Source organism: Cupriavidus sp. UBA2010, assembly GCF_002335265.1.
In the GTDB taxonomy this organism is placed as follows: Bacteria; Pseudomonadota; Gammaproteobacteria; order Burkholderiales; family Burkholderiaceae; genus Cupriavidus; species Cupriavidus metallidurans.
Genome location: NZ_DDCI01000009.1, coordinates 301,397 through 324,233, shown reverse-complemented (window position 1 = coordinate 324,233; position 22,837 = coordinate 301,397). Strand labels below are relative to the sequence as shown.

Genomic DNA, 22,837 nt, shown 5'->3' with positions numbered 1-22,837 from the left:
GTCAGAACAGGAAATAGCGCTGCGCCATCGGCAGCACGGTGGCGGGTTCGCACGTCAGCAGCTGACCGTCGGCTACCACTTGGTAAGTCTCCGGATCCACGGTGACGTGCGGCTGCCAGTCATTGTGCACCATGTCGCGTTTGCTGACGGTACGCGTGCCGCGCACTGCGGTGAGCGTCTTGGCCAGCCCGTAGCGCTCGCCGACATTCGCCGCCAGCGCCGCCTGCGAGACGAAGGTGAGCGACGATCTCGGTAGCGCCCCACCGGCCGACGCGAACATCGGACGATAGTGCACCGGTTGCGGGGTCGGGATCGAAGCATTCGGATCGCCCATCGCCGCCGCCGCAATCATGCCGCCCTTGAGAATCAGGCTCGGCTTCACGCCGAAGAAGGCGGGCTTCCAGAACACCAGGTCCGCCCACTTGCCGACTTCGATCGACCCCACCTCGTGCGCGATACCGTGCGTGAGCGCCGGATTGATCGTGTACTTGGCGATATAGCGCTTGACGCGGAAGTTGTCGTGCCCGCCGCGCGCATCGTGTGGATCGCCGGGCAGCTTGCCGCGCTGCGCGGCCATCTTGTGCGCGGTCTGCCACGTGCGAATGATCACCTCGCCCACGCGGCCCATGGCCTGCGAATCGCTCGATATCATCGAGAACGCGCCCAGGTCATGCAGGATGTCCTCGGCCGCGATGGTCTCGCGACGGATGCGCGACTCGGCGAACGCAATGTCCTCCGCAATGGCCGGATCCAGGTGATGGCAGACCATCAGCATGTCCAGGTGCTCGTCCAGCGTGTTCACGGTGTACGGGCGCGTCGGATTGGTCGACGACGGCAGCACATTAGCCTCGCCGCAAACCTTGATGATGTCCGGCGCATGGCCGCCACCTGCGCCCTCGGTGTGATACGTATGGATCGTGCGGCCCTTGAACGCGGCAATCGTCGCCTCGACAAAACCGCCTTCGTTGAGCGTATCGGTGTGGATCGCCACTTGGGTATCGGTGGCATCGGCCACGGACAGGCAGGTGTCGATCGCCTGCGGCGTGGTGCCCCAGTCCTCGTGCAGCTTCAAGCCGATGGCGCCCGCCTCCACCTGCTCGGTCAGCGGCGCCGCCAGGCTGGCGTTGCCCTTGCCGAGAAAGCCGATGTTCATCGGATACGCATCGGCCGCCTGCAGCATCCGCTCCATGTACCACGGGCCCGGCGTCACGGTCGTCGCATAGGTGCCCGTCGCCGGCCCGGTGCCGCCGCCGATCATCGTCGTCACGCCGCTCATCAACGCTTCTTCGATCTGCTGCGGGCAGATGAAGTGGATGTGCGTGTCGATGCCGCCAGCAGTGACGATCATCCCCTCGCCCGCGATGACCTCGGTACCCGGCCCGACGATGATCGTCACCCCCGGCTGGATATCCGGATTACCCGCCTTGCCGATTGCCGCGATGCGCCCGTGCTTCAGCCCGATATCGGCCTTCACGATGCCCCAGTGGTCGATGATCAGTGCGTTGGTGACCACCGTGTCGACGCAGTCCTTCGACATGCGCTGACTCTGCCCCATGCCATCGCGAATCACCTTGCCGCCGCCAAACTTCACTTCCTCGCCGTAGATCGTGAAATCGCGCTCGACTTCGATCACGAGGCCCGTGTCGGCAAGACGCAGCCTGTCGCCCGTGGTCGGGCCGAACATCTCGGCATAGGCCTGCCTGGAGATCTTCACGCTCATCAGAGTGCTCCCATGATTCTGCCGTTGAAACCGTAGACGATGCGGTCACCGTCCAGCGCCACGAGTTGCACCGTGCGCGACTGCCCCGGCTCGAAGCGCACGGCCGTGCCGGCGGCGATGTCGAGGCGATAGCCGCGCGCGGCCTCACGGTCGAACGACAACGCGGCGTTGGTTTCGTAGAAATGGAAGTGCGAGCCGACCTGCACCGGCCGGTCGCCAGTGTTGGCCACGGTCACGGTGACCGTGGGACGCCCCGCATTCAGTTCGATCTCGCCGTCGAGCGGCATCAGTTCACCGGGAATCATCGCGAAAGCTCCTGGGGGGGAAGATCAGGCGACCAGCAGGCCGACGCCGTACAGCGCCACCCCAGCGCCCGCCACGCGCGCCAGCCAGCCGGCGTGACGACGAAGGAACGCCCCCGCGCCGATGCCGAGCACGTGCAGTGTCATCGTGGCCACGGCAAAACCGCCCACATACGCCAGCACCGAGGGTAGCGCCGCTGCGGTGGCCGGCAACTCGGCACCGTGCGCGTAACCGTGAAACAGCGCGAAGCCGCCGACGATCGCCATGCCTGCCCATGCCGACAGACGCGCGCGCGTGGCCACCAGCAGGCCGATCACGAGCAGCGAGACGGCGATCATGGGCTCGACGGCCGGCAGCGTCACGCCAGCCAGCCCGAGCGCGGCCCCCACCAGCATCATCGCCACGAACGCGAGCGGCAGGCGCAGCACATCCATCCTGGATGTCTGGCCGAAGGCGCTGCGCGGCGAACTTGCCAGCGCGCTCCACAAGCCCACGGCGGCCATCGCCAGCAGGTGGTCGGCGCCCGTGAACGGGTGGGCCAGGCCGGCCCAGAGGCTGGCGCCAACGGTGGCGGCGTCGTGGCCGGGATGCGCGAAGGCAGAGACGGAGGCCAGCGACATCGCTACGCCTGCAGTCAGGCGGGAACGGAGCATGCGGTGCATAGGGTTTTCCTCTTCTTGTGAATGGCTGCGACGGTGACGCGGATTCAGACGATCGGGTGGTGCACGGTGACCAGTTTGGTGCCGTCCGGGAACGTGGCTTCCACCTGGATCTCGGGGATCATTTCGGCCACGCCATCCATCACGTCCTCGCGTGCGAGCACGGTGGTTCCTTCGTGCATCAGCTCGGCCACGGTGCGGCCATCGCGCGCACCTTCCATGATGGCGGCAGTGATCAGCGCCACCGCTTCCGGGTAGTTCAACTTGAGACCGCGCGCGCGACGGCGTTCGGCCAGTAGCGCGGCGGTGAAGATCAGCAGCTTGTCTTTCTCGCGCGGCGTCAGTTCCATGATCGGATTCCTTGTTGTTCGAGGTATTGGGTTCTCAGGTCGACCACAGGCGCAGCGGCCTTGCCGGCACGCCATGCATCGGCTGGCGCAGCACGGTCCACGCATCGATCATCAGGTGGCGCACCGCTTCCATATCGCTGCCAAGCACGCGCAGCAGCAGCATCGACTGTGCCGTGGCCGTGCCATATCCGGCCAGGCAGGTCACGCCGGCGCGTAGATCGGCACGATATGGCAGACGCTCGGCCAGCGCTTCCGCCAGCTCCTGCGTGGCGCCCGGCCCGATCGCCCAAAGTGTGCCGAGGATATGCAGTCCATCCATGCCTGCCACGGCACCACGCAGCGGTGATGCACCATCGAAATGCGACTGTTCGATCCACAGCGCGCGGTCCGGGTCACCCACGCGAGTGTCGAGCCATAGCGCGCCGCTGGCCCATCGCTCGCCCGACGCCTGGCGGCCCAGCACCACGGCGTCCCAGCCGATCGCGCTGCCTCCGGGTGCCACCACCACGTCCGTCGTGATCCGGGCACGGGCATCGTCGAACACGATGTTCTCCTGCGGCAGCCAGTCGAGCTTCCCGCCGGCTGCCACCTCGATCCGCACATGCTGCGCTGCATCGCGACCGAGCGACTTGTACCATTTGGTAGCACCCGGCGTGGCCAGCACGGCATGGGCGCCCGATGCCACGGCAATGTCGATGTCGAGACGATCACCGCCCGCCACGCCGGCGGGCGGATGCAGCACCACCCCGTGGCAAATCTCCCCTTCGGGATAAAGCGGCTTCTGCACCCGCAGCGGCCCCTCGTGGCGCCGCTCGACCATGGCGGTCCGGCCGGCGCGCGCGGCAAAGCGCAGGCGCAGGCTGGCGTGCCAGGCTGATGTCATGGCGAGTTGCGATGGAAAATCCGGATGGCGCATCGAAGATGGCAAGACGGTTCAGGCGGGGGCCGGTGCGCCAGATCATAGCGCGTGGCAGCCGTCACAGAAAGGTGCCCGGACGGCCATCAGGGTCGTTCGAATGCACGCTCAAACCGCGATCAGCGCGCGCACGCCGTCCTGCTCCATCGTTGCCCCATCGCCCTTGGCCACGACCTCGCCACGACTCATCACCACGTAGTGGTCGGCCAGGTGCCGCGCGAACTCGTAGTACTGCTCCACCAGCAGCACGGTCATGCCGAACTCGTCCACCAGCAACCGCAAGGCACGGCCAATATCCTGGATGATCGACGGCTGGATGCCCTCGGTCGGCTCGTCGAGAATCAGCAACTGCGGCTCGCTCATCAGCGCCCGGCCGATGGCCAGTTGCTGCTGCTGACCACCCGACAGATCGCCGCCACGGCGCTGGCGCATCGTGCGCAGCACAGGAAACAACTGATAGATGCGGTCGGGCACGCCAGATGGCCTCGCCCGGCTGGCGGCGCCGATCAGCAGGTTCTCCTCGACGGTCAGCCGGGGAAAGATCTCGCGGCCCTGCGGCACGTAGGCCAGCCCCGCCGAAACACGTTCGTAAGGCGCCTTCTTTTCCAGCGCCTTGCCGTCCCAGCTGATGCTGCCACTGCGCGTGGGCACCACGCCCATCAGGCACTTGAGCAGCGTGCTCTTGCCCACCCCATTGCGGCCCAGCAGCGTCGTCAGCTTGCCATGCGGCACCTCGAACGAAACGTCGCGCAGGATATGGCTGCCGCCGTAGAACTGATTGATTGCGTTGACCTGCAGCATCGTTATCTTCCCAGGTAGGATTCGATCACGCGTTCGTCGCGCTTCACGGCGTCGAGCGTGCCTTCGGCCAACAGGCTGCCTTCCGCCAGCACGGTCACCGTGCCAGCGTCACCGGCCAGCGCGGCGACGAATTCCATGTCGTGCTCGACCACCATCATCGAGCAGCTACCGCGCAGACTGTTGAGCAGCGCGGCCAGTTGCATGGTTTCCTCGTCGGTCATGCCGGCCACCGGTTCGTCGAGCAGCAGGAGCTGAGGCTGCTGCATCAGCAACATGCCGATCTCGAGCCGCTGCTTCTGGCCGTGCGACAGCAAGCCCGCAGGCCGATAGGCTTCGTCCTCGAGCCCGGTCAGCGCCAGCGTTTCCTCGATGCGACGATGCCCCTCCAGCGTCAGCCGGGCGCGCAGCGATGCCCACCAGCGCTTGTCGGCCTGCATCGCCAGTTCCAGGTTCTCCCAGACCGCGTGCTGCTCGAACACGGTCGGCTTCTGGAACTTGCGGCCAATGCCGGTCTGCGCGATGCGCGGTTCGGTCAGCCGCATCAGGTCGATGGTCTGCCCCAGAAACACGCGCCCGGTTACGTTGGCATTGCGCGGCCCGGTCTTGCCGGTGATGACATCCATCATCGTGGTCTTGCCAGCGCCGTTCGGGCCGATCACGCAGCGCAGTTCACCGTGATCGATCGACAACGACAGCTTGTTCAGCGCGCGAAAGCCGTCGAACTGCACGGTCAGGTCCTCGATGTAGAGGATCGGCCCGTGCGTGGTGTCGATGACGCCGGGTTCGACGATCCGGCCCAGCCCGGTGGCGTCCCCGCTTTCCGCCTTGCCTTCACCCAGTACCGAGTTCATGCCTTGCTCCCTTGCTGTGCTTGCCGAGGCGCCACCACCGCTTCCGCTTCATCGGCGGTTCCGGTTTCTACCTTCGAAGTGCGACGATCACGCAGGCGTCGCCAGAGGCCCACCACGCCATCGGGCAGGTACAGCGTCACCAGCACGAACATCGCGCCGAGCAGGAATAGCCAGTACTCCGCGAAATAGGCCGTGAACATCGTCTTCGCGCCGTTGACCAGGAATGCCCCCACTACCGGCCCGATCAGCGTGCCGCGCCCGCCGACGGCGACCCACACCGCCATTTCGATCGAGTTCGCGGGCGACATCTCGCTCGGGTTGATGATGCCGACCTGCGGCACGTACAGCGCCCCGGCAATGCCGCAAAGCACAGCCGAGAACGTCCACACGAACAGCTTGTACCCAAGCGGGTTGTAGCCCGAGAACATCACGCGCATCTCCGCGTCGCGCACGGCGGTCACCACCCGGCCGAGCTTGGACGTGACGATGTAGCGGCAGGCCACGAATCCGGCCAGCAGCGCAAGGAACGTCAGCACGAATAGCGCGGCACGCGTCTGCGGCGCGGCCACGGCAAAGCCGGCGATGCGCTTGAAGTCGGTGAAGCCGTTATTGCCGCCGAAGCCCGTTTCATTGCGGAAGAACAGCAGCATCGCGGCGTACGTCATGGCCTGCGTGATGATCGACAGGTACACGCCCTTGATGCGGGACCGGAACGCGAAGAAGCCAAACAGCCACGCCAGCACGCCCGGCACCAGTACCACCAGCAGCAATGCGTAGGGAAAGTGCTCGGTGCCATGCCAGAACCACGGCAGCTCCTTCCAGTCCAGAAACACCATGAAGTCGGGCAAATCGCTCTTGTAGACACCTTCACGACCGATCGACCGCATCAGGTACATGCCCATTGCATACCCGCCCAGCGCGAAGAACAGACCATGACCGAGGCTCAGGATGCCGCAATAGCCCCACACCAGATCGAGCGCAATGGCGGCCAGCGCGAAGCACATGATCTTGCCGATCAATGTCAGCGCATAGGCCGACAGATGCAGCGCGTGGCCTTCCGGCACGATCAGCGCGCAGACTGGCACGCCGATCGCCACGACCAGGGTCAGTACCGCCATCGCCATCCACATGCGCGTGGAGAACAGCGGCTGGCGTTCCGGCACGGATAGCGTGAATGACTTGCCGGGTTTCGAGGAAAAGCTGCTCATGTCAGGCCTCCGCGCTGCGCCCCTTGAGCGCGAAAAGTCCTTGTGGCCGCTTCTGGATGAACAGCACGATCAGCACGAGGACGAAGATCTTGGCCAGCACCGCGCCATAGAACGGCTCGATGAATTTGTTGATGATGCCGAGGCCGAACGCGCCCACGATCGTGCCCGCCAGCTGCCCGACGCCACCCAGCACCACCACCATGAACGAGTCGATGATGTAGGCCTGCCCCAGGTCCGGGCCCACGTTACCGATCTGCGAGAGCGCGCAACCGCCGAGCCCGGCGATGCCGGCGCCAAATGCGAACGCGTAGCTGTCCACCTTCCACGTCCGCACGCCCACGCAGGCCGCCATCGTGCGGTTCTGCGTCGTGGCGCGCACGAACAGACCCAGGCGCGTGCGATTCAGCACGGCCCATGCCACCGTCACCACGCCCAGCGCGAACAGGATGATGATGATGCGGTTGTACGGAATCACGAGCCCGGCGAGTGCCTCGATGCCGCCGCTCATCCACGCAGGATTGGCCACTTCCACGTTCTGTGCGCCGAAGATCGTACGCACGGCCTGCATCATCAGCAGGCTGACACCGAACGTGGCCAGCAGCGTCTCCAGCGGGCGGCCATAGAGATGGCGCAGCACGATTCGCTCGAGCGCGAAACCAACGGCTCCGGCAGCCAGGAACGACACCGGCACGGCCGCCACGAGGTACCAGTCAAACGCATTGGGCGCGTAGGCACGAAACAGCGTCTGCACCACGTAGGTGGCATAGGCGCCGATCATCAGAAACTCGCCGTGCGCCATGTTGATGACGCCGATCAGCCCGTACGTGATCGCCAGACCCAGCGCCGCCAGCAGCAGCACGCTGCCAAGGCTCAGACCCGCGAACAGGTTGCCGAGCAGTTCGGCGCGGCGCTGTTCGGTACGCAACTGGTCAATGGCCACTTGCGCGGCCACACGCACGCCTTCGTCGGCCTCCTTGTACTTGCCGGCCGCGTCGCGCTCAACCAGCGGCATCAGCTTCTGGCGCGATTGCGGATTGCTGTCGTGGCCGAGGATGCGAATCGCCTCGATACGCGCGTCCCGGCCCGCCTCGGCGCCTTGCGCGAGAACCGTGTTGGCCCAGATCACGTCGAGCCTCGCCCGCAGTCCGGCATCGGCCTCGGCCTTGCGCGCGGCCTCCACCGCCGCACGCGAAGCGTTCTCCGGTTGATCGAGCAGCGTACTGATGGCCTGCGTGCGCACCGCGATGTCCGGTGACTGCAGCTCCAGGCTGCTCGCGGCACTATCGACGATGGCGCGCAGGCTGTTATTCAGCGTCAGCGATTCGAGCTCGTCCGCCTTCACGGTGACCGGCTTGCCGCTGACCGCGTCGACGGTCTTGTCGCCATCCTGCCGCACCATGCCGACGGTGGGCGCGTACTGCAGCGCGTCATCCTGCAAGGCCTTCAGGATCGGACCGGCCTGCTCCGCCGGTGCCTGAGTGAGCTTGTTCAGCGCCGCGGTCTTGGCATCGTAGTCATCCTCGGCCAATGGCTTGAGGTCGGCCTGCGTCAGCGGCGTGGCGGCCCACAACGGTGCCGCGGCCAGCAGCAGCGCGGCGAGCATGACACGCAGCCATGTACGGATATTGGGTCGGTGCATTCAGGAGCCTGGTTCGCGCGATGGATCGCATCTTGGGGTTGTTGGCGTTCACCTGTGGTTTGCTCCCACTCCCGAGCACGGGAGTGGGAGCAACAGACCGTCAGTTCCCCGCCACCTTGTCCGCCTTGCCTTCATTGCCGGCGATGAACGGGCTCCACGGCTGCGCGCGGACCGGCTTCGGCGTCTTCCACACCACCGAGAACTGGCCGTCGCCCTTGACCTCGCCAATCATCACGGGCTTGTAGAGATGGTGGTTGTCACCCATCGTCAGCGTGAAGCCATCGGGCGCCTTGAAGGTCTGGCCGTACATCGCGGCACGCACCTTGTCCGGATCGGTGCTGCCTGCCTTCTTCACGGCCTGCGCCCACATATGGATGCCCACGTAGGTAGCTTCCATCGGGTCGTTGGTCACGCGCTTGTCGCCGCCCGGCAGGTTGTTGGCCTTGACCCACGCGGCCCACTGCTTCTTGAACGCCTCGTTCTCGGGGTTCTTGACCGACATGAAGTAGTTCCATGCAGCCAGATGGCCCACCAGCGGCTTGGTGTCGATGCCGCGCAGCTCTTCCTCGCCGACCGAGAAGGCCACCACCGGCACGTCCTTGGCCTTCAGGCCGGCGTTGCCGAGTTCCTTGTAGAACGGCACGTTCGAGTCGCCATTGATCGTGGAGATCACGGCGGTCTTGCCACCCTGCGAGAACTTCTTGATGTTGGCGACGATGGTCTGGTAGTCGCTATGGCCGAACGGGGTGTAGACCTCTTCGATGTCCTTGTCCTCCACGCCCTTGCTCTTCAGGAACGCACGCAGGATCTTGTTGGTAGTGCGCGGATAGACGTAGTCGGTACCCAGCAGGAAGAAGCGCTTCGCGCCGCCGCCCTCCTTGCTCATCAGGTATTCCACCGCCGGGATCGCCTGCTGGTTGGGTGCCGCGCCCGTGTAGAACACGTTCTTCGACATCTCCTCACCTTCGTACTGCACCGGGTAGAACAGCAGCGCGTTGGTTTCCTCATAGACCGGGAGCACCGACTTGCGCGATACCGACGTCCAGCATCCGAACGTGACCGCCACCTTGTCCTTGGTGATGAGCTGACGCGCCTTCTCCGCGAAGAGCGGCCAGTTGGAAGCGGGGTCCACCACCACGGGCTCGAGCTTGCGGCCCAGCACGCCGCCGCTCTTGTTGATCTCGTCGATCGTCATCAGCGCCACGTCCTTGAGCGACGTTTCGGAGATGGCCATCGTGCCCGATAGCGAATGCAGGATGCCGACCTTGATCGGCTCCTTGGTCTGCGCCATCAGCGGGCTGGTACCGATCATCGCCGCGGCGGCCACCGCCGACAGCTTCAGCATGTCACGTCGTTTCATTGCAGCTCCCAGTTTGTCGTATGTGATTAGGGACTACGCACCCCGGAGAGCACATCTGCAACTAGCGTGCCAAGGGAAACACGCATGACCGGGTCACCATTACGTGACAAATCGACGGGAGGAAGGCCGTGCCGCACCACGCTGGTGCCGCTGGCGGGGCCAGAGGGAAATCCGCAGGCGCACCGCGAATGTGCAGCGCCGTTCGGGTGCGGTCCGGCGTGAACCGGTGCAGCCGTGGCCGATGCCGGTGCGTTGCGCACCGTGGCCAATAAAAAACGGGGCCCGAAGGCCCCGTTTTCAAACGACCGTATGAACCGTTACTTCATCCACGGCATCATGTTGGCGTTCATGTTGTGCATGATCCAGAGCGAACCGGCCAGCACGATGAACAGGATCAGTACCGTGAACAGCAGCGCCATCACGTTCCAGCGCTGACCGTTCGAACCATCCAGATGCAGGAAGTACTTCAGGTGCACGACGATCTGAACGGCCGCCATGCCCAGGATGATCCACAGCATGGTGCCGCGTTCCATCGTGCCGTCCATGACGATCTTGAACGGAATCACGGTCAGGATCACCGCCAGCACGAAACCGATCACATACGACTTGACGCTGCTGTGGCCATGCGACGCGCCGTGAGCGGCGGTCGAAGCGTGTTGCTGTGCCATTTACATTGCTCCCATCAGGTAGACCACGGTGAACACACCGATCCAGACCACGTCCAGGAAGTGCCAGAACAGGCTGAGGCAGTTCAGGCGCTTGGCCACGACCGGGGTCAGGCCCTTCTTCGACAGTTGCCACATCAGCACGAGCATCCACAGCATGCCGCTGGCAACGTGCAGACCGTGGGTACCCACGAGCGTGAAGAACGACGACAGGAACGCGCTGCGGCTCGGGCCGGCACCCTCGTGAATCAGGTGCGCGAACTCGTTGATTTCCATGCCCATGAACGCGGCGCCCAGCAGGAACGTCACGCCCAGCCAGAACATCACGCGGCCCTTCTGATGGTTCTGCATCGACACCATGGCAAAGCCATAGGTGATCGACGAGAACAGCAGGATGGCGGTTTCCACGAGCACGTAGTTGAGCTCGAAGATCTCCTTGCCCGACGGGCCACCCGCCACTTCGCCGCGCAGGACGGCGAAGGCGGCGAACAGGCACGCGAACAAGATGCAGTCGCTCATCAGGTACAGCCAGAAACCGAAGACGGTGTTCTCGCTGGTGTCGTGATGCGCGTGGTCGTGCGCCTCGTCGTGCGAGTGCGCATGCGCAGGGGCTTTCGCCCCGAAGCGGTCAAGAACTTCTGTCGACATAGTTATCAGCCCTGGGCAGCAATGCGCTGCTGGTAGCGCGTTTCGATCTGCTCGACCTCGGAGGCCGGCACGTAGTAATCGATGTGGTCATCGTTGGCGCGGCGGATGAACGCTACGACCATGCCGATCAGGCCCACGGCGGCAAGCCACCAGATGTGCCACGTCAGCGCGAAGCCCAGCGCCAGGCTGAATGCACCCATGTAGAAACCAGCCGCGGTGTTCTTCGGCATGTGAATCTGCTCGAAGCCATCCGTGCGGATCGTCTCGCCACGGGCCTTCATGTCGGCGAACGCGTCCAGGTCACGCACCACCGGGGTGTGCGCGAAGTTGTAGAACGCCGGGGGCGACGAAGTTGCCCATTCCAGCGTGCGGCCACCCCACGGGTCGCCCGTCACGTCTGCCAGCTTCTTGCGGTCGCGGATCGACACGACGATCTGCAGCACCTGGAAGAAGATACCCAGCGCCACGAACACCACGCCCACCACGGCCAGATGCAGCCACGGCGTCCAGGCCGGGTTGTCGGTGTGGTTCAGACGACGGGTCATGCCCATCAGGCCCAGCACGTACAGCGGCATGAAGGCGAAGTAGAAGCCCACCAGCCAGCACCAGAAGGCGCACTTGCCCAGACGCTCGTTCAGCTTGAAGCCGAAGGCCTTCGGCCACCAGTAGGTCACGCCGGCCAGGTAGCCGAACAGCACGCCGCCGATGATCACGTTGTGGAAGTGAGCAATCAGGAACAGGCTGTTGTGCAGCACGAAGTCAGCGGCCGGCACGGCCATCAGCACGCCAGTCATGCCACCGATCACGAACGTAATCATGAAGCCCAGCGTCCACAGCACCGGCGACGTGAATTGCACGCGGCCACGGTACATCGTGAACAGCCAGTTGAAGATCTTCACGCCCGTCGGGATCGAGATGATCATCGTCGTGATGCCGAAGAACGCGTTCACGTTGGCGCCGGAGCCCATCGTGAAGAAGTGGTGCAGCCACACGATGAACGACAGCACCATGATCGCGCTGGTGGCATACACCATCCCCTTGTAGCCGAACAGCTTCTTGCCCGAGAACGTCGAGATGATTTCCGAGAAGATACCGAACGCCGGCAGGATCAGGATGTAGACCTCGGGGTGGCCCCAGATCCAGATCAGGTTCACGTACATCATGGCGTTACCGCCGCCGTTGTTCGTGAAGAAGTGCATGTCGAAGTAGCGGTCCAGGCCCAGCAGTGCCAGCGACACCGTCAGCACCGGGAAGGCAGCCACGATCAGCACGTTGGTGCACAGGACCGTCCAGGTGAACACCGGCATGCGCATCAGCGTCATGCCCGGGGCGCGCATCTTCAGGATGGTCACCAGGAAGTTCACGCCGGTCAGCAATGTCCCTAGCCCTGATATCTGCAGCGACCAGAGGTAGTAGTCCACCCCCACGCCCGGGCTGTAGTCCAGACCCGACAGCGGCGGATAGGCCAGCCAGCCGGTACGCGCGAATTCGCCAACGCCCAGCGAGACGTTCACGAGCATCGCGCCGGCCACGAACAGCCAGAAGCTCAGCGTGTTCAGGAACGGGAATGCCACGTCGCGCGCGCCGATCTGCAGGGGCACCACGAGGTTCATCAGACCCGTCATCAGCGGCATGGCCACGAAGAAGATCATGATCACGCCGTGGGCCGTGAACACCTGGTCATAGTGCTCGGGCGGCAGGAAGCCGGTGGAGCCGTTGGTGGCAACCGCCAGCTGGGTACGCATCATGACGGCGTCGGCAAAGCCGCGCAGCAGCATGATCAGCGCCACCAGCGAGTACATCACGCCGATGCGCTTGTGATCGACCGAGGTAATCCACTCGGTCCACAGGTAGTCCCACTTCTTGAAGTACGTGATCGCACCGAGCAGCGCCAGCCCGCCAAGGGCCACGCAGCTCAGCGTGATCATGATGATCGGCTCATGAAACGGAATCGCCGACAAACTCAATTTGCCAAACATCATTGCTCCTAGATTTGCGCGCCCAGCGCCGGCTTGGCCGGCGTGGCCATGGACACCCGCTCTTCACCGAGCGTGTTACGCGACGTGCAGACCGGACCGCCATCAAAACCTTCGCGGGCCATTGCATGGCCGTCGCCGCCCATGTACTGATGCAGGATGCCGGTGTACAGACCGTCTTCGACCTTGCCGAAGTACGTCACCGGTTCCGCTTCGCTCGGCTTGGCCAGGACCTTGTAGTCCTCGGACGCGAGCTGCTTTTCGGACGCGCGCACCTTTTCCACCCACTTGTCGAACTCGAAATTCGACATGGCGATGGCCTTGAACTTCATGCCCGAGAAGCCGCCGCCGCTGTAGTTGGCGGACATGCCGTCAAACGTGCCGGCTTCATTGGCGATGAGGTGCAGCTTGGTCTCCATCCCAGCCATGGCGTAAACCTGGCTACCCAGTTGCGGGATGAAGAACGAATTCATGATCGAATCCGACGTGATCTTGAAGTTCACCGGCGTGTTCACCGGCAGCGCGAGCTGGTTCACCGTCGCGATCTTCAGTTCCGGATAGATGAACAGCCATTTCCAGTTCATCGCCACGGCTTCCACGGTCACCGGCTTGACGTTCGACTCGAGCGGCTTGTACGGGTCGAGATCGTGCGACGACTTCCAGGTGATGATGCCCAGCGCGATGATGATCAGGCAGGGGATCAGCCAAACCACCACTTCGATGCGGGTGGAGTGCGACCAGTTCGGATCGTATTCAGCAGACGTGTTGCTGGCGCGATACTTCCACGCGAACACGAGCGTCAGGATGATGACCGGTACGACGACCAGCAGCATCAGCCAGGTGGCGATCAGGATGATGCCCTTGATGTCGACGCCGACTTGCCCTTTCGGGTTCATCAGCGCGAAGTCGCAGCCGGCCAACAGGAGCAGGCCAAGGCAAGGCAGGTACCGCATCAGGGGCGGCATTTTTGGTTTCTTCATGTCACGACGGTCTGGTTGCGCCACGCCTGTGCACAAGCGTGGCACCGCCTACCTGCTGCACGGGGCAACTGGCTGGCTGGGCTGGGGAAAACCGGAGGACGTGTCCAAAGCTGGCGCTGCGAAATGGGCGATGCAAACGCCTGCGGACCATGCGGCCGGGCAACGCCATGAACGCGGCTTGGACAGCAACTGACGACTGCGTGCGCGCGCCTGAGGGGGCGGGTGCGTGCGCTGAGGTGACCGACTGCCTGAACTGCGTCTGCCCCGGTTCGGAAATGCCACCGGAACGAGCGTTGTGTCACGATGTTCACGCCATATCCACTTGCTTCAACCGCCTCACCAGCGCAGTGAGAACGGTCTCCGAGCGGATATCGCATTACATAAAACATCGTGGCCGGGACTGTACCGCAACGCAACATTACGGGTAAACCCAGACACAACAGAAACACTGTTCTTTTAATCGGACAATTCCTTGACCTGTCGCAACGGGGTAACAGTTATATCGTGGTTGCTTGTTTTTCCACGATTTCGCTGGACAAATGATAAGGGCCGCGATCTCGCGGCCCTTATTGTCGAGCGACAGTACTGACGAATTGGATACGTCAGGAGTAGCGTCGGCTGATCGATTCCGCTACGCAGACCGGTCGATCGGCGCCTTCCCGCTCGATCGTCACCTCCCAGGTGGACTGGGCACCGACCAGGCCATTCGGCAGCGGCTCCAGCCGCTCAACCTTGAGCAGCTTCACGCGTCCTCGCAGACGGCTGCCCACCGGCACCGGCGATGTGAAACGAACGCGATTCAGACCATAGTTGACGCCCATCTTGACGCCTTCCATGTGGATTGCGTTCTGCATCAGCTGGGGCAGCAGCGAAAGGGTCAGGAAGCCGTGCGCGATCGGCGCGCCGAACGGCGACTCACGCTTGGCACGCTCGACGTCGATATGGATCCACTGGTGATCGCCCGTGGCCTCGGCAAACAGGCTCACCTGCTGCTGCGTGATTTCGATCCAGTCGCTGACAGCCACTTCCTCGCCCTGCAGCGACTCCAGTTCTTCCAACGATGCGATGGTACGCATGGTGCTTGTCTCCTTGTCGTTCTTTTCTGATTGGGTAGGCCCCCTCTCCCGCGTGCGGCAGAGGGAAGTGAACAAACGGCGTGCGTCAGGCCGGGCGGCGCTTGTACATCCCCATGCCCTTGACCGTGCACACAACCTCGCCCTTCTGGTTGCTGGCCACCCACTGGGTCATCACCACGCCGCGGTCAGGCTTGGAACTCGACGGACGCACGTCCAGAACCCTCAGCACGGCAGTCAGGGTGTCACCGGCATAGACCGGCTTGATCCAGCGGACTTCATCCACGCCGGGCGACCCCATGCTGGTGGAGCGATCCCCCATCGACAGCACCAGCAGACGCATGATGATGCCGCAGGTCATCCAGCCGCTGGAAATCAGCCCACCGTAGATGCTCTGCTCCGCCGCGGCCTTGTCGACGTGAAACGGTTGCGGGTCGTACTGGCGCGCGAAGCTGATGATCTCCTCTTCAGTGACCGTATAGCTCCCGAGCGGGTGTTCGCTGCCGACGACGTAATCCTCGAAATACATCTTGGACATCAAGTCCTCCAATGAAAAAACCGCGCTCGGGGTCACCGGCGCGGTTTGAACACTTACGCAATACTCAGGCAGCTTCCTGGAAGCCAGGCTGGCTGGCGAAGCGGCCCAGATGGTGGTCCACATCGCCGAAGGTCGTATTGATCAGCGTGAGGCGCTTGAACATGTGCGCGGCCGGCAGTTCGTCGGTCACACCCATGCCACCGTGGATCTGCACGGCTTCCTGCCCCACCGAGCGGGCTGCCACGCCGACGCGCGCCTTGGCGGCGGACACGTAGCGGCGGCGCTCCTCGGGGCTGGCCTCGTCGAAGCGCGCCGCGGCCAGCAGCGTGATCGAACGCGACTGCTCCGCATGGATCATCATCTCGACCATACGGTGCTGCAGCGCCTGGAAGCGCGCGATGGCCACGCCGAACTGCTGGCGGGTCTTCGCGTACTCGAGCGTGGCGGCGTTGAGCGTATCCATGACACCGACGGCTTCGGCGCACAGCAGCACGGCGGCGTAGTCGGCGGTGGCCTCGAGCACATCCCAGCCCTTGCCTTCCGTGCCGATCAGCGTGGCCGGTGCATCCTGGAACGTCACGTCGGCCGCATGGAGGTTGTCGATCGTGCGATAGTCCTTGACGCTGACGCCGGCACCCTTGGTATCGACCAGGAACAGCGAGATGCCGTCACGGTCCGACTGGGCGCCGCTGGTGCGTGCCGACACCACGAGCTTGTCAGCCTGGGCGCCGTGGGTCACCACGACCTTGCGACCGTTGAGCTTGCCGCCCTTGGCCGTCACGGTCACGTTGTTCAGTTCATGGCGTGCCTGCTGCTCATTGAACGCCGTGGCCAGCTTCAGTTCGCCACCAGCCACCTGCTCGAGCAGCGCTTCCTGGCCACCGGCCAGCTTGAGCGCCTGCGCGGCCACCACCGTCGCGAAGTACGGCTCCACCACCAGGCCGCGGCCCAGTTCCTGCTGCACCACCATCATGTCGACAGCCGTACCGGAGAAGCCGCCTTGCGCTTCGGGCACCGGCAGTGCGGTCAGGCCGAGTTCGACCAATCCGCCCCAGGCCTGCTCGCCGTAACCATTCGCGCCCTTGATGTTCTTCTTGCGCGATTCGAAGTCGTAGCTCTTCTCGACAAAACGGCGAATCGCGTCGGCCAGTTGCTTCTGTTCGTCGCTGAGATTGAAGTTCATGTTGCGTGTCTCCTCACAGCCCCAGAATCATCTGGCTGATGATGTTCTTTTGGATTTCGTTCGAACCGCCGTAGATGGAGGTCTTGCGATAGTTGAAGTAGTACGCGGCCAGCGGGGCGGCGTCGTCGTAGCCGGTCACGGCGTGCTCGTGTTCGCACTCCAGGTACGCCGGATCGAACGGCTGGGCGTACGGGCCGACCGCTTCGACCATCAGTTCGGTCAGCATCTGCTGGATCTCGGTGCCCTTGATCTTGAGCATCGATGCCTCGGGGCCGGGGCCCTTGCCAGCGGCTTCGCTCGACACCACGCGCAGCACGGTGATCTCCAGCGCCATCAGTTCGATTTCCAGCGCGGCGACCTTGGCGCCAAATACCGGATCCTCGAGCAGCGGCTTGCCGTTCTTCTGCTGCTGGCGGGCAACGCGCTTCAGGAAGCCCAGTTCGCGCTTGGAGTTACCCACGCGCGCAATTCCGGTACGCTCATGGCCGAGCAGGTACTTGGCATAGGTCCAGCCACGGTTTTCCTCGCCGACGCGGTTTTCGACCGGCACCTTGACGTTGTCGAAGAAGACTTCGTTCACTTCATGCTCTTCGTCGAGCATGATGATCGGGCGCACGGTGATGCCCGGCGTCTTCATATCGATCAGCAGGAACGAAATGCCCTCTTGCTTCTTGGCCTCGGGGTCGGTGCGCACCAGGCAGAAGATCATGTCGGCGTGCTGGCCGAGCGTGGTCCAGGTCTTCTGGCCGTTGACGATGTAGTGCTTGCCATCCGACGTCAACTCGGCACGGGTCTTCAGCGAAGCCAGATCCGAACCCGAACCCGGCTCCGAATAACCCTGGCACCACCAGTCGGTGCAGTCGAGGATACGCGGCAGGTAGTACGACTTCTGCTCTGCGTTGCCGTACTTCATGATCACGGGCGCGACCATCGCCACGCCGAACGGCAGCACGCCAGGCGCGCCGACGCGGGCATTCTCCTCGTCCCAGATGTGGCGTTGCGTGGCGTTCCAGCCCGTGCCACCGAAGTCGACCGGCCAGTGCGGCGCGGACCAGCCCTTGCCGGCCAGGATCTTGTGCCAGCGCACCAGATCGTCGCGGTTGGGGCGGCGGTGGTTGAGTACCTTTTCGCGGATTTCCGCCGGCAGGTTGGCTTCGAGCCAGCTACGCACTTCCTGACGGAAGGCGATGTCGGCCGCCGAGTAATTGAGATCCATGCCCGTCTCCATTGGTGGTGCCGGCGGGCGCCGGCCGTTTGTTTTACCTCGCGCATCACTGCGCGAGGTAAACCGGGCACAGGATGCTTGTTCAGTGGGCCGTCTGCTTCAGCGCATCCGGCACGATGAGCGGAAAGGTCTCGATGCCTTCGTCGGCCAGCGCCTGCACGTCTTCCGGCGTTGCCGAACCGCGGATACCGCGCTCCGGCGCTTCCTCGTAGTGCATGCGCCGCGCTTCCTCGGCGAAACGTTCTCCCACGTCCTCGGTCTGCGCCAGTACCTGCCGGACTGCCTTCAGATAGTGGGCCTGCAGCGCCTGCATCATCTGCTGCGCGTCGGCCTTGCCTTCCTCGGCGTTCCGGACCTGCGTCTGCGCCGGCTTGGCGGTGGCACCCGAAAGATTCAGGCGCGGCGCGCTGGGCAGGCGGGAGACGGCATGGTCACCACAGACCGGGCATTGGACGAGGTCACGCGAAATCTGCGATTGCGCATCTTCCTCCGAGGCAAACCAACCCTCGAAACGATGGTCTTGCGCACAGCGCAGGTCGAGCACCTTCATGATCTTTCCAGCCCGTCGGGCAATATTAGCCGTGAATCGAAATTTTGTGAACGGTCGTGCTAATTTTTTCGCTGACCGTTTTTGCCTGGCAGGATGCGTCCTAAACACAATTACGCCGGAGCAAGGGAAAACCCCATGCGGAGACTGGCACTGGGCCAGCCACAAGCCTGCAAGGCGGCGCAGTAGCTTAGCAGTTATGCGCCGTTTCAGCCGATGCTGCGATTGTCAGGAAACGGAGGCTCGCTTTGCTCGCCCGGCTGCCAGGCGCCAGAGACGATCTTCTCCAGCCAGAGCGCGCCGATAATCGTCTTGACGTCGGTAATACGCCCCTGACGTACCCAATCGATCACCTGGCCCACCGGCGTGATAAAGGTTTCCAGGAACTCGCCATCGTCGAGTTTCGCCTCGCCGGCGGTCAGATCACGCGCCAGGAACAGGTCGATGAACTCGGTCGAGTAGGAGATCACAGGGTGGATCCGCGTCAGGTAGTCCCAGCGACGCGCGGTGTAGCCGGTTTCCTCGAGCAACTCACGTTCGCCACAGCGCTGCGCGCCCTCTTCCGGATCGAGCTTGCCGGCCGGAAATTCGAGCATCACTTCACCGATCGGGTAGCGGAACTGGCGCTCCATCAGCACCGAGCCGTCATCGAACAGCGGGATCATCATGACTGCGCCCGGATGCAGCACGTACTCGCGCCCGGCTTGCTTGCCATTGGGCAGGCGCACGATGTCTTGCTTGAGGGTGAGGAATTTGCCGCGATGGATGGTCGCGGAAGCGACGGCAGTTTCCCTGAGGTGATCGTCACGCTCTTCGGACGATACGGCGGGGGTCTTGTCGATCATGAACGCTCCGGGTGTGGCACGGGCCCCGGGCGCGAGGGTCTGGCCGCAATCAGGCCGTGCGATGTTTGACCAGGTATTGCCAGGTGAAGCCGGGGAAGGCAAACACCAGCATCATGCAGGCGGTGATGGCGTAGAACTGCCAGCCTTGCGGGAAGGCGTTGCCGAGGCTCGCCTCCACCGCGAAACCGGCAAGGCCGGCCACCACGTACCACATGAAGAGTTCCACCAGGCGCAGCCACAGCGGCTTGCGGGCCCACTTCAGGCCCACCGCCGCGAACAGGCGCTGGTTGACGAACGGCAGATTGGCACACACCAGTGCCAAAAGGATGACAAACCAACCACCTGCCGAGGAACTCATTGCGTCACCTTGCCTGAAAAATCAGGACGCCAGCGTAGCACGGATGGCCTGGAAGCACAGGTCCATCAGGCCAGCCGGGAACAGACCCAGCAGGATCACTGCCAGACCGTTCAGACTCAGCACCGAACGCAGGCCAGTCGACGCTTCCAGCGGCTCTTCGCCAACCGGTGCATCGAAGTACATCAGCTTCACAATGCGCAGGTAGTAGAACGCGCCGATCAGCGAGAACACCACTGCCACCACGGCCAGCCAGCTCATGCCTGCCGACACGACCGCCTGCAGCACCGACAGCTTGGCATAGAAGCCGACGGTCGGCGGAATGCCGGCCATCGAGAACATCATCACCAGCATCAGGAACGCGAACCACGGATGACGGCGCGACATGCCCTTCAGGTCGTCGAGCGTTTCTGCCTCGAAGCCCTTGCGCGTGCGAACCAGGATCAGGCCGAACGTGCCCAGCGTGGTCAGCATGTACGTGATCGAGTAGAACATCGACGAGCTGTAGGCATTCACTGCGCCGTCGGCCTTGTTGGCCACCACGCCCGAAAGCATGCCCAGCAGCACGAAGCCCATGTGGGAGATCGTCGAGTACGCCAGCATCCGCTTCAGATTTGTCTGAACGATAGCCGTCAGGTTACCGATGACCAGCGAAGCAATCGACAGGATCACCAGCATGACCTGCCAGTCGGTCGCCAGCGGCAGCAGGCCCTCCACCAGCAGGCGGATGATCAGCGCGAATGCGGCAACCTTCGGACCAGCAGCGATCAGCAGCGTCACAGCGGTCGGCGAACCCTGGTAGATGTCCGGGATCCACATATGGAACGGTGCGGCACCCAGCTTGAACGCCACACCGGCCACGATGAACACCACACCGAAGGCCAGCATCGTCGTGTTGACGCGGCCCGACTCGACCACGCGGAACACTTCACCCAGGTTCAGCGAACCGGTGGCACCGTACATCATCGACATGCCGTAGAGCAGGAAGCCCGATGCCAGTGCGCCCAGCACGAAGTACTTGATCGCCGATTCGGACGTCACGCGCGACTCGCGGCGCAGGGCAACCAGCGCATACGACGACAGCGACAGCAGTTCCAGACCCAGGTACAGCGTCAGGAAGTTGTTGCCGGTGATCATCACGATCTGACCGCCGAGCGTGAACAGCGCGAGCATGTAGAACTCGCCTGCGAACATGTCCCGTTCGGCCAGGTAGCTACGCGTGTAAATCAGCGTCAGAAGCATACCCAACGAGCAGAACGCGGCCAGCACGTTCGCCATCGGGTCGATCACGACCAGGTTGGCGAACGCGTAGTGCGTTTCGCCGCCTGCCGCGTCGATGCCGAACCACACGGTCAGCACCAGTGTAGTCAGCAGCGACAGCGGGTACGCCACGCTGGTGCGGTTCTTGCCGCGGGCTAGGTCGATCCAGTTGATCGCCGCAATGGCGATCGCCAGAAAAATGATTGGCGCCACGGGGGCCAGGCTAGAGGACGATTGCATGTTGATTTCTCTCCCCCGCTTACAGCTTGGACTGTGCCACGTGGGACAGCAGGTTCACCACCGAGGCGTGCATCACGTCGGTGAAGGGTTTCGGGTACAGACCCATATACAGCGTCATGATCGCCAGCAGACCGAGCATGAAGAATTCACGCTTGTTCAGGTCCACCAGTTCGCGGACGTGCTCGTGCACGATATCGCCGAAGATCACGCGCTTGACCATCCACAGCGAGTAAGCCGCGCCGAAGATCAGGGCCGTGGCGGCCAGCAGACCGATCCAGAAGTTGAACTTGACGGCACCCAGGATCACCATGAATTCGCCCACGAAGCCCGAGGTAGCCGGCAGACCGCAGTTGGCCATCGCGAAGAACACCGACAGCGCCGCGAACTTCGGCATCACGTTCACCACACCGCCGTAATCGGCGATCTGGCGCGAGTGCACGCGGTCATAGAGCACACCGATACACAGGAACATCGCGCCCGACACGAAACCGTGCGAGATCATCTGGATGATGCCGCCCTCGATGCCGATCTCATTGAAGATGAAGAAACCGAGCGTCACGAAACCCATGTGCGCGATCGACGAGTACGCCACCAGCTTCTTCATGTCGGCCTGGACCAGTGCCACGAGGCCGATGTAGATCACGGCGATCAGCGAGATCGTGATGATGAACGGGGCCAGGTAGTGGCTGGCGTCCGGGGCGATCGGCAGCGAGAACCGCAGGAAACCGTAGGCACCCAGCTTCAGCATGATCGCCGCCAGCACCACGGAACCGCCGGTCGGCGCTTCCACGTGGGCGTCCGGCAGCCAGGTGTGCACCGGCCACATCGGCACCTTCACCGCGAAGGCCATGAAGAACGCGAGGAAGATCGCGATCTGCTCGTTCATCGTCAGCTTGGCCTGGTGCCAGGTCAGGATGTCGAACGAGCCCGTCTTGTTGTACAGGTACAGCAGCGCGACCAGCGTCAGCAGCGAGCCGAGCAGCGTGTAGAGGAAGAACTTGAACGCCGCATACACGCGGTTCGGGCCACCCCAGACGCCGATGATGATGTACATCGGGATCAGCGTGGCTTCGAAGAACACGTAGAACAGCAAGCCGTCCAGCGACGAGAAGACACCGACCATCAGGCCCGACAGGATCAGGAACGAGGCCATGTATTCGGCCACGCGTTCGGTGATCACTTCCCAGGCCGAGATCACGACGATCACGGTGATGAATGCGGTCAGCACCACGAACCACATCGAGATGCCATCCACACCCAGGTGGTACTGGATGTTGAAGCGTTCGATCCAGTTCGCCTGCTCGACGAACTGCATCGCAGCGGAAGCGGTGTCGAAGTGGAAGATCAGCGGCAGCGTGACGGCAAAGCTGACGATAGCACCGAACAGCGCCATCCAGCGCACGAAGCATTTGCTTCGGTCGGAGCCGAACATCAATACCACCAGCCCGAAGAAGATAGGCAGCCAGATTGCGAAAGACAGAACCATTTCTATGTT

The 22,837-nt window shown here is 63.3% G+C and carries 23 protein-coding genes; all 23 read right to left on the bottom strand.

All coding sequences use genetic code 11. The features are described from left to right. Position 1: 1 nt before the first annotated feature. Positions 2-1,720, bottom strand: a complete 1,719-nt coding sequence (gene ureC / locus B2246_RS04890) for an urease subunit alpha (RefSeq protein WP_286879947.1) — start codon at positions 1,718-1,720, stop codon at positions 2-4. Next, the gene (locus tag B2246_RS04885; RefSeq protein WP_011515768.1) at positions 1,720-2,025 is read right to left on the bottom strand and encodes an urease subunit beta; all 306 of its coding nucleotides are present in this window, start codon (positions 2,023-2,025) and stop codon (positions 1,720-1,722) included. The genes ureC and B2246_RS04885 overlap by 1 nt, the downstream gene beginning before the upstream one ends. Positions 2,026-2,049: 24 nt before the next feature. Beyond that, positions 2,050-2,685: a HupE/UreJ family protein gene (locus tag B2246_RS04880; protein WP_286879929.1), complete on the bottom strand. Its 636-nt coding sequence runs from the start codon at positions 2,683-2,685 to the stop codon at positions 2,050-2,052. A 44-nt stretch (positions 2,686-2,729) separates the two neighbouring features. After that, positions 2,730-3,032: an urease subunit gamma gene (locus tag B2246_RS04875; protein ID WP_011515766.1), complete on the bottom strand. Its 303-nt coding sequence runs from the start codon at positions 3,030-3,032 to the stop codon at positions 2,730-2,732. 34 nt (positions 3,033-3,066) lie between these two features. Continuing rightward, positions 3,067-3,948 carry an urease accessory protein UreD gene (locus tag B2246_RS04870; RefSeq protein ID WP_286879992.1) on the bottom strand — a complete coding sequence of 294 codons (882 nt, stop codon included), beginning with the start codon at positions 3,946-3,948 and terminating at the stop codon, positions 3,067-3,069. Between the two features lie 108 nt (positions 3,949-4,056). Continuing rightward, on the bottom strand, positions 4,057-4,749 hold the full coding sequence (gene urtE, locus B2246_RS04865) for an urea ABC transporter ATP-binding subunit UrtE (RefSeq protein WP_008643406.1): 693 nt from the start codon (positions 4,747-4,749) through the stop codon (positions 4,057-4,059). Positions 4,750-4,751: 2 nt separating this feature from the next. Beyond that, a complete protein-coding gene (urtD, locus tag B2246_RS04860) occupies positions 4,752-5,600 on the bottom strand; it encodes an urea ABC transporter ATP-binding protein UrtD (protein ID WP_286879922.1) in 849 nt (282 codons plus the stop codon). Continuing rightward, entirely contained in the window at positions 5,597-6,808 is a 1,212-nt protein-coding gene (urtC, locus tag B2246_RS04855; protein ID WP_286879920.1) for an urea ABC transporter permease subunit UrtC, read from the bottom strand. The genes urtD and urtC overlap by 4 nt, the downstream gene beginning before the upstream one ends. A gap of 1 nt (position 6,809) precedes the next feature. Then, a complete protein-coding gene (urtB, locus tag B2246_RS04850) occupies positions 6,810-8,447 on the bottom strand; it encodes an urea ABC transporter permease subunit UrtB (protein ID WP_286879917.1) in 1,638 nt (545 codons plus the stop codon). A gap of 100 nt (positions 8,448-8,547) precedes the next feature. Next, a complete protein-coding gene (gene urtA / locus B2246_RS04845; RefSeq protein ID WP_008643399.1) occupies positions 8,548-9,807 on the bottom strand; it encodes an urea ABC transporter substrate-binding protein in 1,260 nt (419 codons plus the stop codon). Positions 9,808-10,124: 317 nt separating this feature from the next. Then, complete coding sequence (cyoD, locus tag B2246_RS04840; protein ID WP_008643397.1) at positions 10,125-10,475, bottom strand: cytochrome o ubiquinol oxidase subunit IV; 351 nt, start codon at positions 10,473-10,475, stop codon at positions 10,125-10,127. Beyond that, entirely contained in the window at positions 10,476-11,120 is a 645-nt protein-coding gene (cyoC, locus tag B2246_RS04835; RefSeq protein ID WP_008643394.1) for a cytochrome o ubiquinol oxidase subunit III, read from the bottom strand. It abuts the gene before it with no gap. A gap of 5 nt (positions 11,121-11,125) precedes the next feature. Beyond that, on the bottom strand, positions 11,126-13,099 hold the full coding sequence (gene cyoB, locus B2246_RS04830) for a cytochrome o ubiquinol oxidase subunit I (RefSeq protein ID WP_286879910.1): 1,974 nt from the start codon (positions 13,097-13,099) through the stop codon (positions 11,126-11,128). Positions 13,100-13,107: 8 nt separating this feature from the next. Further along, complete coding sequence (gene cyoA, locus B2246_RS04825; RefSeq protein ID WP_011515759.1) at positions 13,108-14,076, bottom strand: ubiquinol oxidase subunit II; 969 nt, start codon at positions 14,074-14,076, stop codon at positions 13,108-13,110. Positions 14,077-14,678: 602 nt separating this feature from the next. After that, positions 14,679-15,152: a MaoC family dehydratase gene (locus tag B2246_RS04820; RefSeq protein ID WP_286879907.1), complete on the bottom strand. Its 474-nt coding sequence runs from the start codon at positions 15,150-15,152 to the stop codon at positions 14,679-14,681. Positions 15,153-15,237: 85 nt separating this feature from the next. Further along, positions 15,238-15,687 carry a MaoC family dehydratase gene (locus B2246_RS04815; protein WP_008643386.1) on the bottom strand — a complete coding sequence of 150 codons (450 nt, stop codon included), beginning with the start codon at positions 15,685-15,687 and terminating at the stop codon, positions 15,238-15,240. Positions 15,688-15,751: 64 nt separating this feature from the next. Then, the gene (locus tag B2246_RS04810) at positions 15,752-16,870 is read right to left on the bottom strand and encodes an acyl-CoA dehydrogenase family protein (protein ID WP_011515756.1); all 1,119 of its coding nucleotides are present in this window, start codon (positions 16,868-16,870) and stop codon (positions 15,752-15,754) included. Positions 16,871-16,883: 13 nt separating this feature from the next. Further along, positions 16,884-18,086 carry an acyl-CoA dehydrogenase family protein gene (locus B2246_RS04805; RefSeq protein WP_186426412.1) on the bottom strand — a complete coding sequence of 401 codons (1,203 nt, stop codon included), beginning with the start codon at positions 18,084-18,086 and terminating at the stop codon, positions 16,884-16,886. Positions 18,087-18,177: 91 nt separating this feature from the next. Beyond that, positions 18,178-18,645 carry a DUF1178 family protein gene (locus B2246_RS04800; protein WP_008643370.1) on the bottom strand — a complete coding sequence of 156 codons (468 nt, stop codon included), beginning with the start codon at positions 18,643-18,645 and terminating at the stop codon, positions 18,178-18,180. 206 nt (positions 18,646-18,851) lie between these two features. Then, complete coding sequence (locus B2246_RS04795) at positions 18,852-19,487, bottom strand: NUDIX domain-containing protein (RefSeq protein WP_035881727.1); 636 nt, start codon at positions 19,485-19,487, stop codon at positions 18,852-18,854. Between the two features lie 49 nt (positions 19,488-19,536). After that, entirely contained in the window at positions 19,537-19,845 is a 309-nt protein-coding gene (locus tag B2246_RS04790) for a DUF2818 family protein (protein ID WP_008643366.1), read from the bottom strand. 21 nt (positions 19,846-19,866) lie between these two features. After that, positions 19,867-21,342: an NADH-quinone oxidoreductase subunit NuoN gene (gene nuoN, locus B2246_RS04785; RefSeq protein ID WP_008643364.1), complete on the bottom strand. Its 1,476-nt coding sequence runs from the start codon at positions 21,340-21,342 to the stop codon at positions 19,867-19,869. Between the two features lie 19 nt (positions 21,343-21,361). Next, positions 21,362-22,828, bottom strand: a complete 1,467-nt coding sequence (locus tag B2246_RS04780; RefSeq protein WP_008643361.1) for an NADH-quinone oxidoreductase subunit M — start codon at positions 22,826-22,828, stop codon at positions 21,362-21,364. Positions 22,829-22,837: the final 9 nt, after the last annotated feature.

Bases quoted from the DNA above. Each gene is read 5' to 3' on its own strand.
- ureC (WP_286879947.1), bottom strand. From the start codon at position 1,720: ATGAGCGTGAAGATCTCCAGGCAGGCCTATGCCGAGATGTTCGGCCCG.
- B2246_RS04885 (WP_011515768.1), bottom strand. From the start codon at position 2,025: ATGATTCCCGGTGAACTGATGCCGCTCGACGGCGAGATCGAACTGAAT.
- B2246_RS04880 (WP_286879929.1), bottom strand. From the start codon at position 2,685: ATGCACCGCATGCTCCGTTCCCGCCTGACTGCAGGCGTAGCGATGTCG.
- B2246_RS04875 (WP_011515766.1), bottom strand. From the start codon at position 3,032: ATGGAACTGACGCCGCGCGAGAAAGACAAGCTGCTGATCTTCACCGCC.
- B2246_RS04870 (WP_286879992.1), bottom strand. From the start codon at position 3,948: ATGCGCCATCCGGATTTTCCATCGCAACTCGCCATGACATCAGCCTGG.
- urtE (WP_008643406.1), bottom strand. From the start codon at position 4,749: ATGCTGCAGGTCAACGCAATCAATCAGTTCTACGGCGGCAGCCATATC.
- urtD (WP_286879922.1), bottom strand. From the start codon at position 5,600: ATGAACTCGGTACTGGGTGAAGGCAAGGCGGAAAGCGGGGACGCCACC.
- urtC (WP_286879920.1), bottom strand. From the start codon at position 6,808: ATGAGCAGCTTTTCCTCGAAACCCGGCAAGTCATTCACGCTATCCGTG.
- urtB (WP_286879917.1), bottom strand. From the start codon at position 8,447: ATGCACCGACCCAATATCCGTACATGGCTGCGTGTCATGCTCGCCGCG.
- urtA (WP_008643399.1), bottom strand. From the start codon at position 9,807: ATGAAACGACGTGACATGCTGAAGCTGTCGGCGGTGGCCGCCGCGGCG.
- cyoD (WP_008643397.1), bottom strand. From the start codon at position 10,475: ATGGCACAGCAACACGCTTCGACCGCCGCTCACGGCGCGTCGCATGGC.
- cyoC (WP_008643394.1), bottom strand. From the start codon at position 11,120: ATGTCGACAGAAGTTCTTGACCGCTTCGGGGCGAAAGCCCCTGCGCAT.
- cyoB (WP_286879910.1), bottom strand. From the start codon at position 13,099: ATGTTTGGCAAATTGAGTTTGTCGGCGATTCCGTTTCATGAGCCGATC.
- cyoA (WP_011515759.1), bottom strand. From the start codon at position 14,076: ATGAAGAAACCAAAAATGCCGCCCCTGATGCGGTACCTGCCTTGCCTT.
- B2246_RS04820 (WP_286879907.1), bottom strand. From the start codon at position 15,152: ATGCGTACCATCGCATCGTTGGAAGAACTGGAGTCGCTGCAGGGCGAG.
- B2246_RS04815 (WP_008643386.1), bottom strand. From the start codon at position 15,687: ATGTCCAAGATGTATTTCGAGGATTACGTCGTCGGCAGCGAACACCCG.
- B2246_RS04810 (WP_011515756.1), bottom strand. From the start codon at position 16,870: ATGAACTTCAATCTCAGCGACGAACAGAAGCAACTGGCCGACGCGATT.
- B2246_RS04805 (WP_186426412.1), bottom strand. From the start codon at position 18,086: ATGGATCTCAATTACTCGGCGGCCGACATCGCCTTCCGTCAGGAAGTG.
- B2246_RS04800 (WP_008643370.1), bottom strand. From the start codon at position 18,645: ATGAAGGTGCTCGACCTGCGCTGTGCGCAAGACCATCGTTTCGAGGGT.
- B2246_RS04795 (WP_035881727.1), bottom strand. From the start codon at position 19,487: ATGATCGACAAGACCCCCGCCGTATCGTCCGAAGAGCGTGACGATCAC.
- B2246_RS04790 (WP_008643366.1), bottom strand. From the start codon at position 19,845: ATGAGTTCCTCGGCAGGTGGTTGGTTTGTCATCCTTTTGGCACTGGTG.
- nuoN (WP_008643364.1), bottom strand. From the start codon at position 21,342: ATGCAATCGTCCTCTAGCCTGGCCCCCGTGGCGCCAATCATTTTTCTG.
- B2246_RS04780 (WP_008643361.1), bottom strand. From the start codon at position 22,828: ATGGTTCTGTCTTTCGCAATCTGGCTGCCTATCTTCTTCGGGCTGGTG.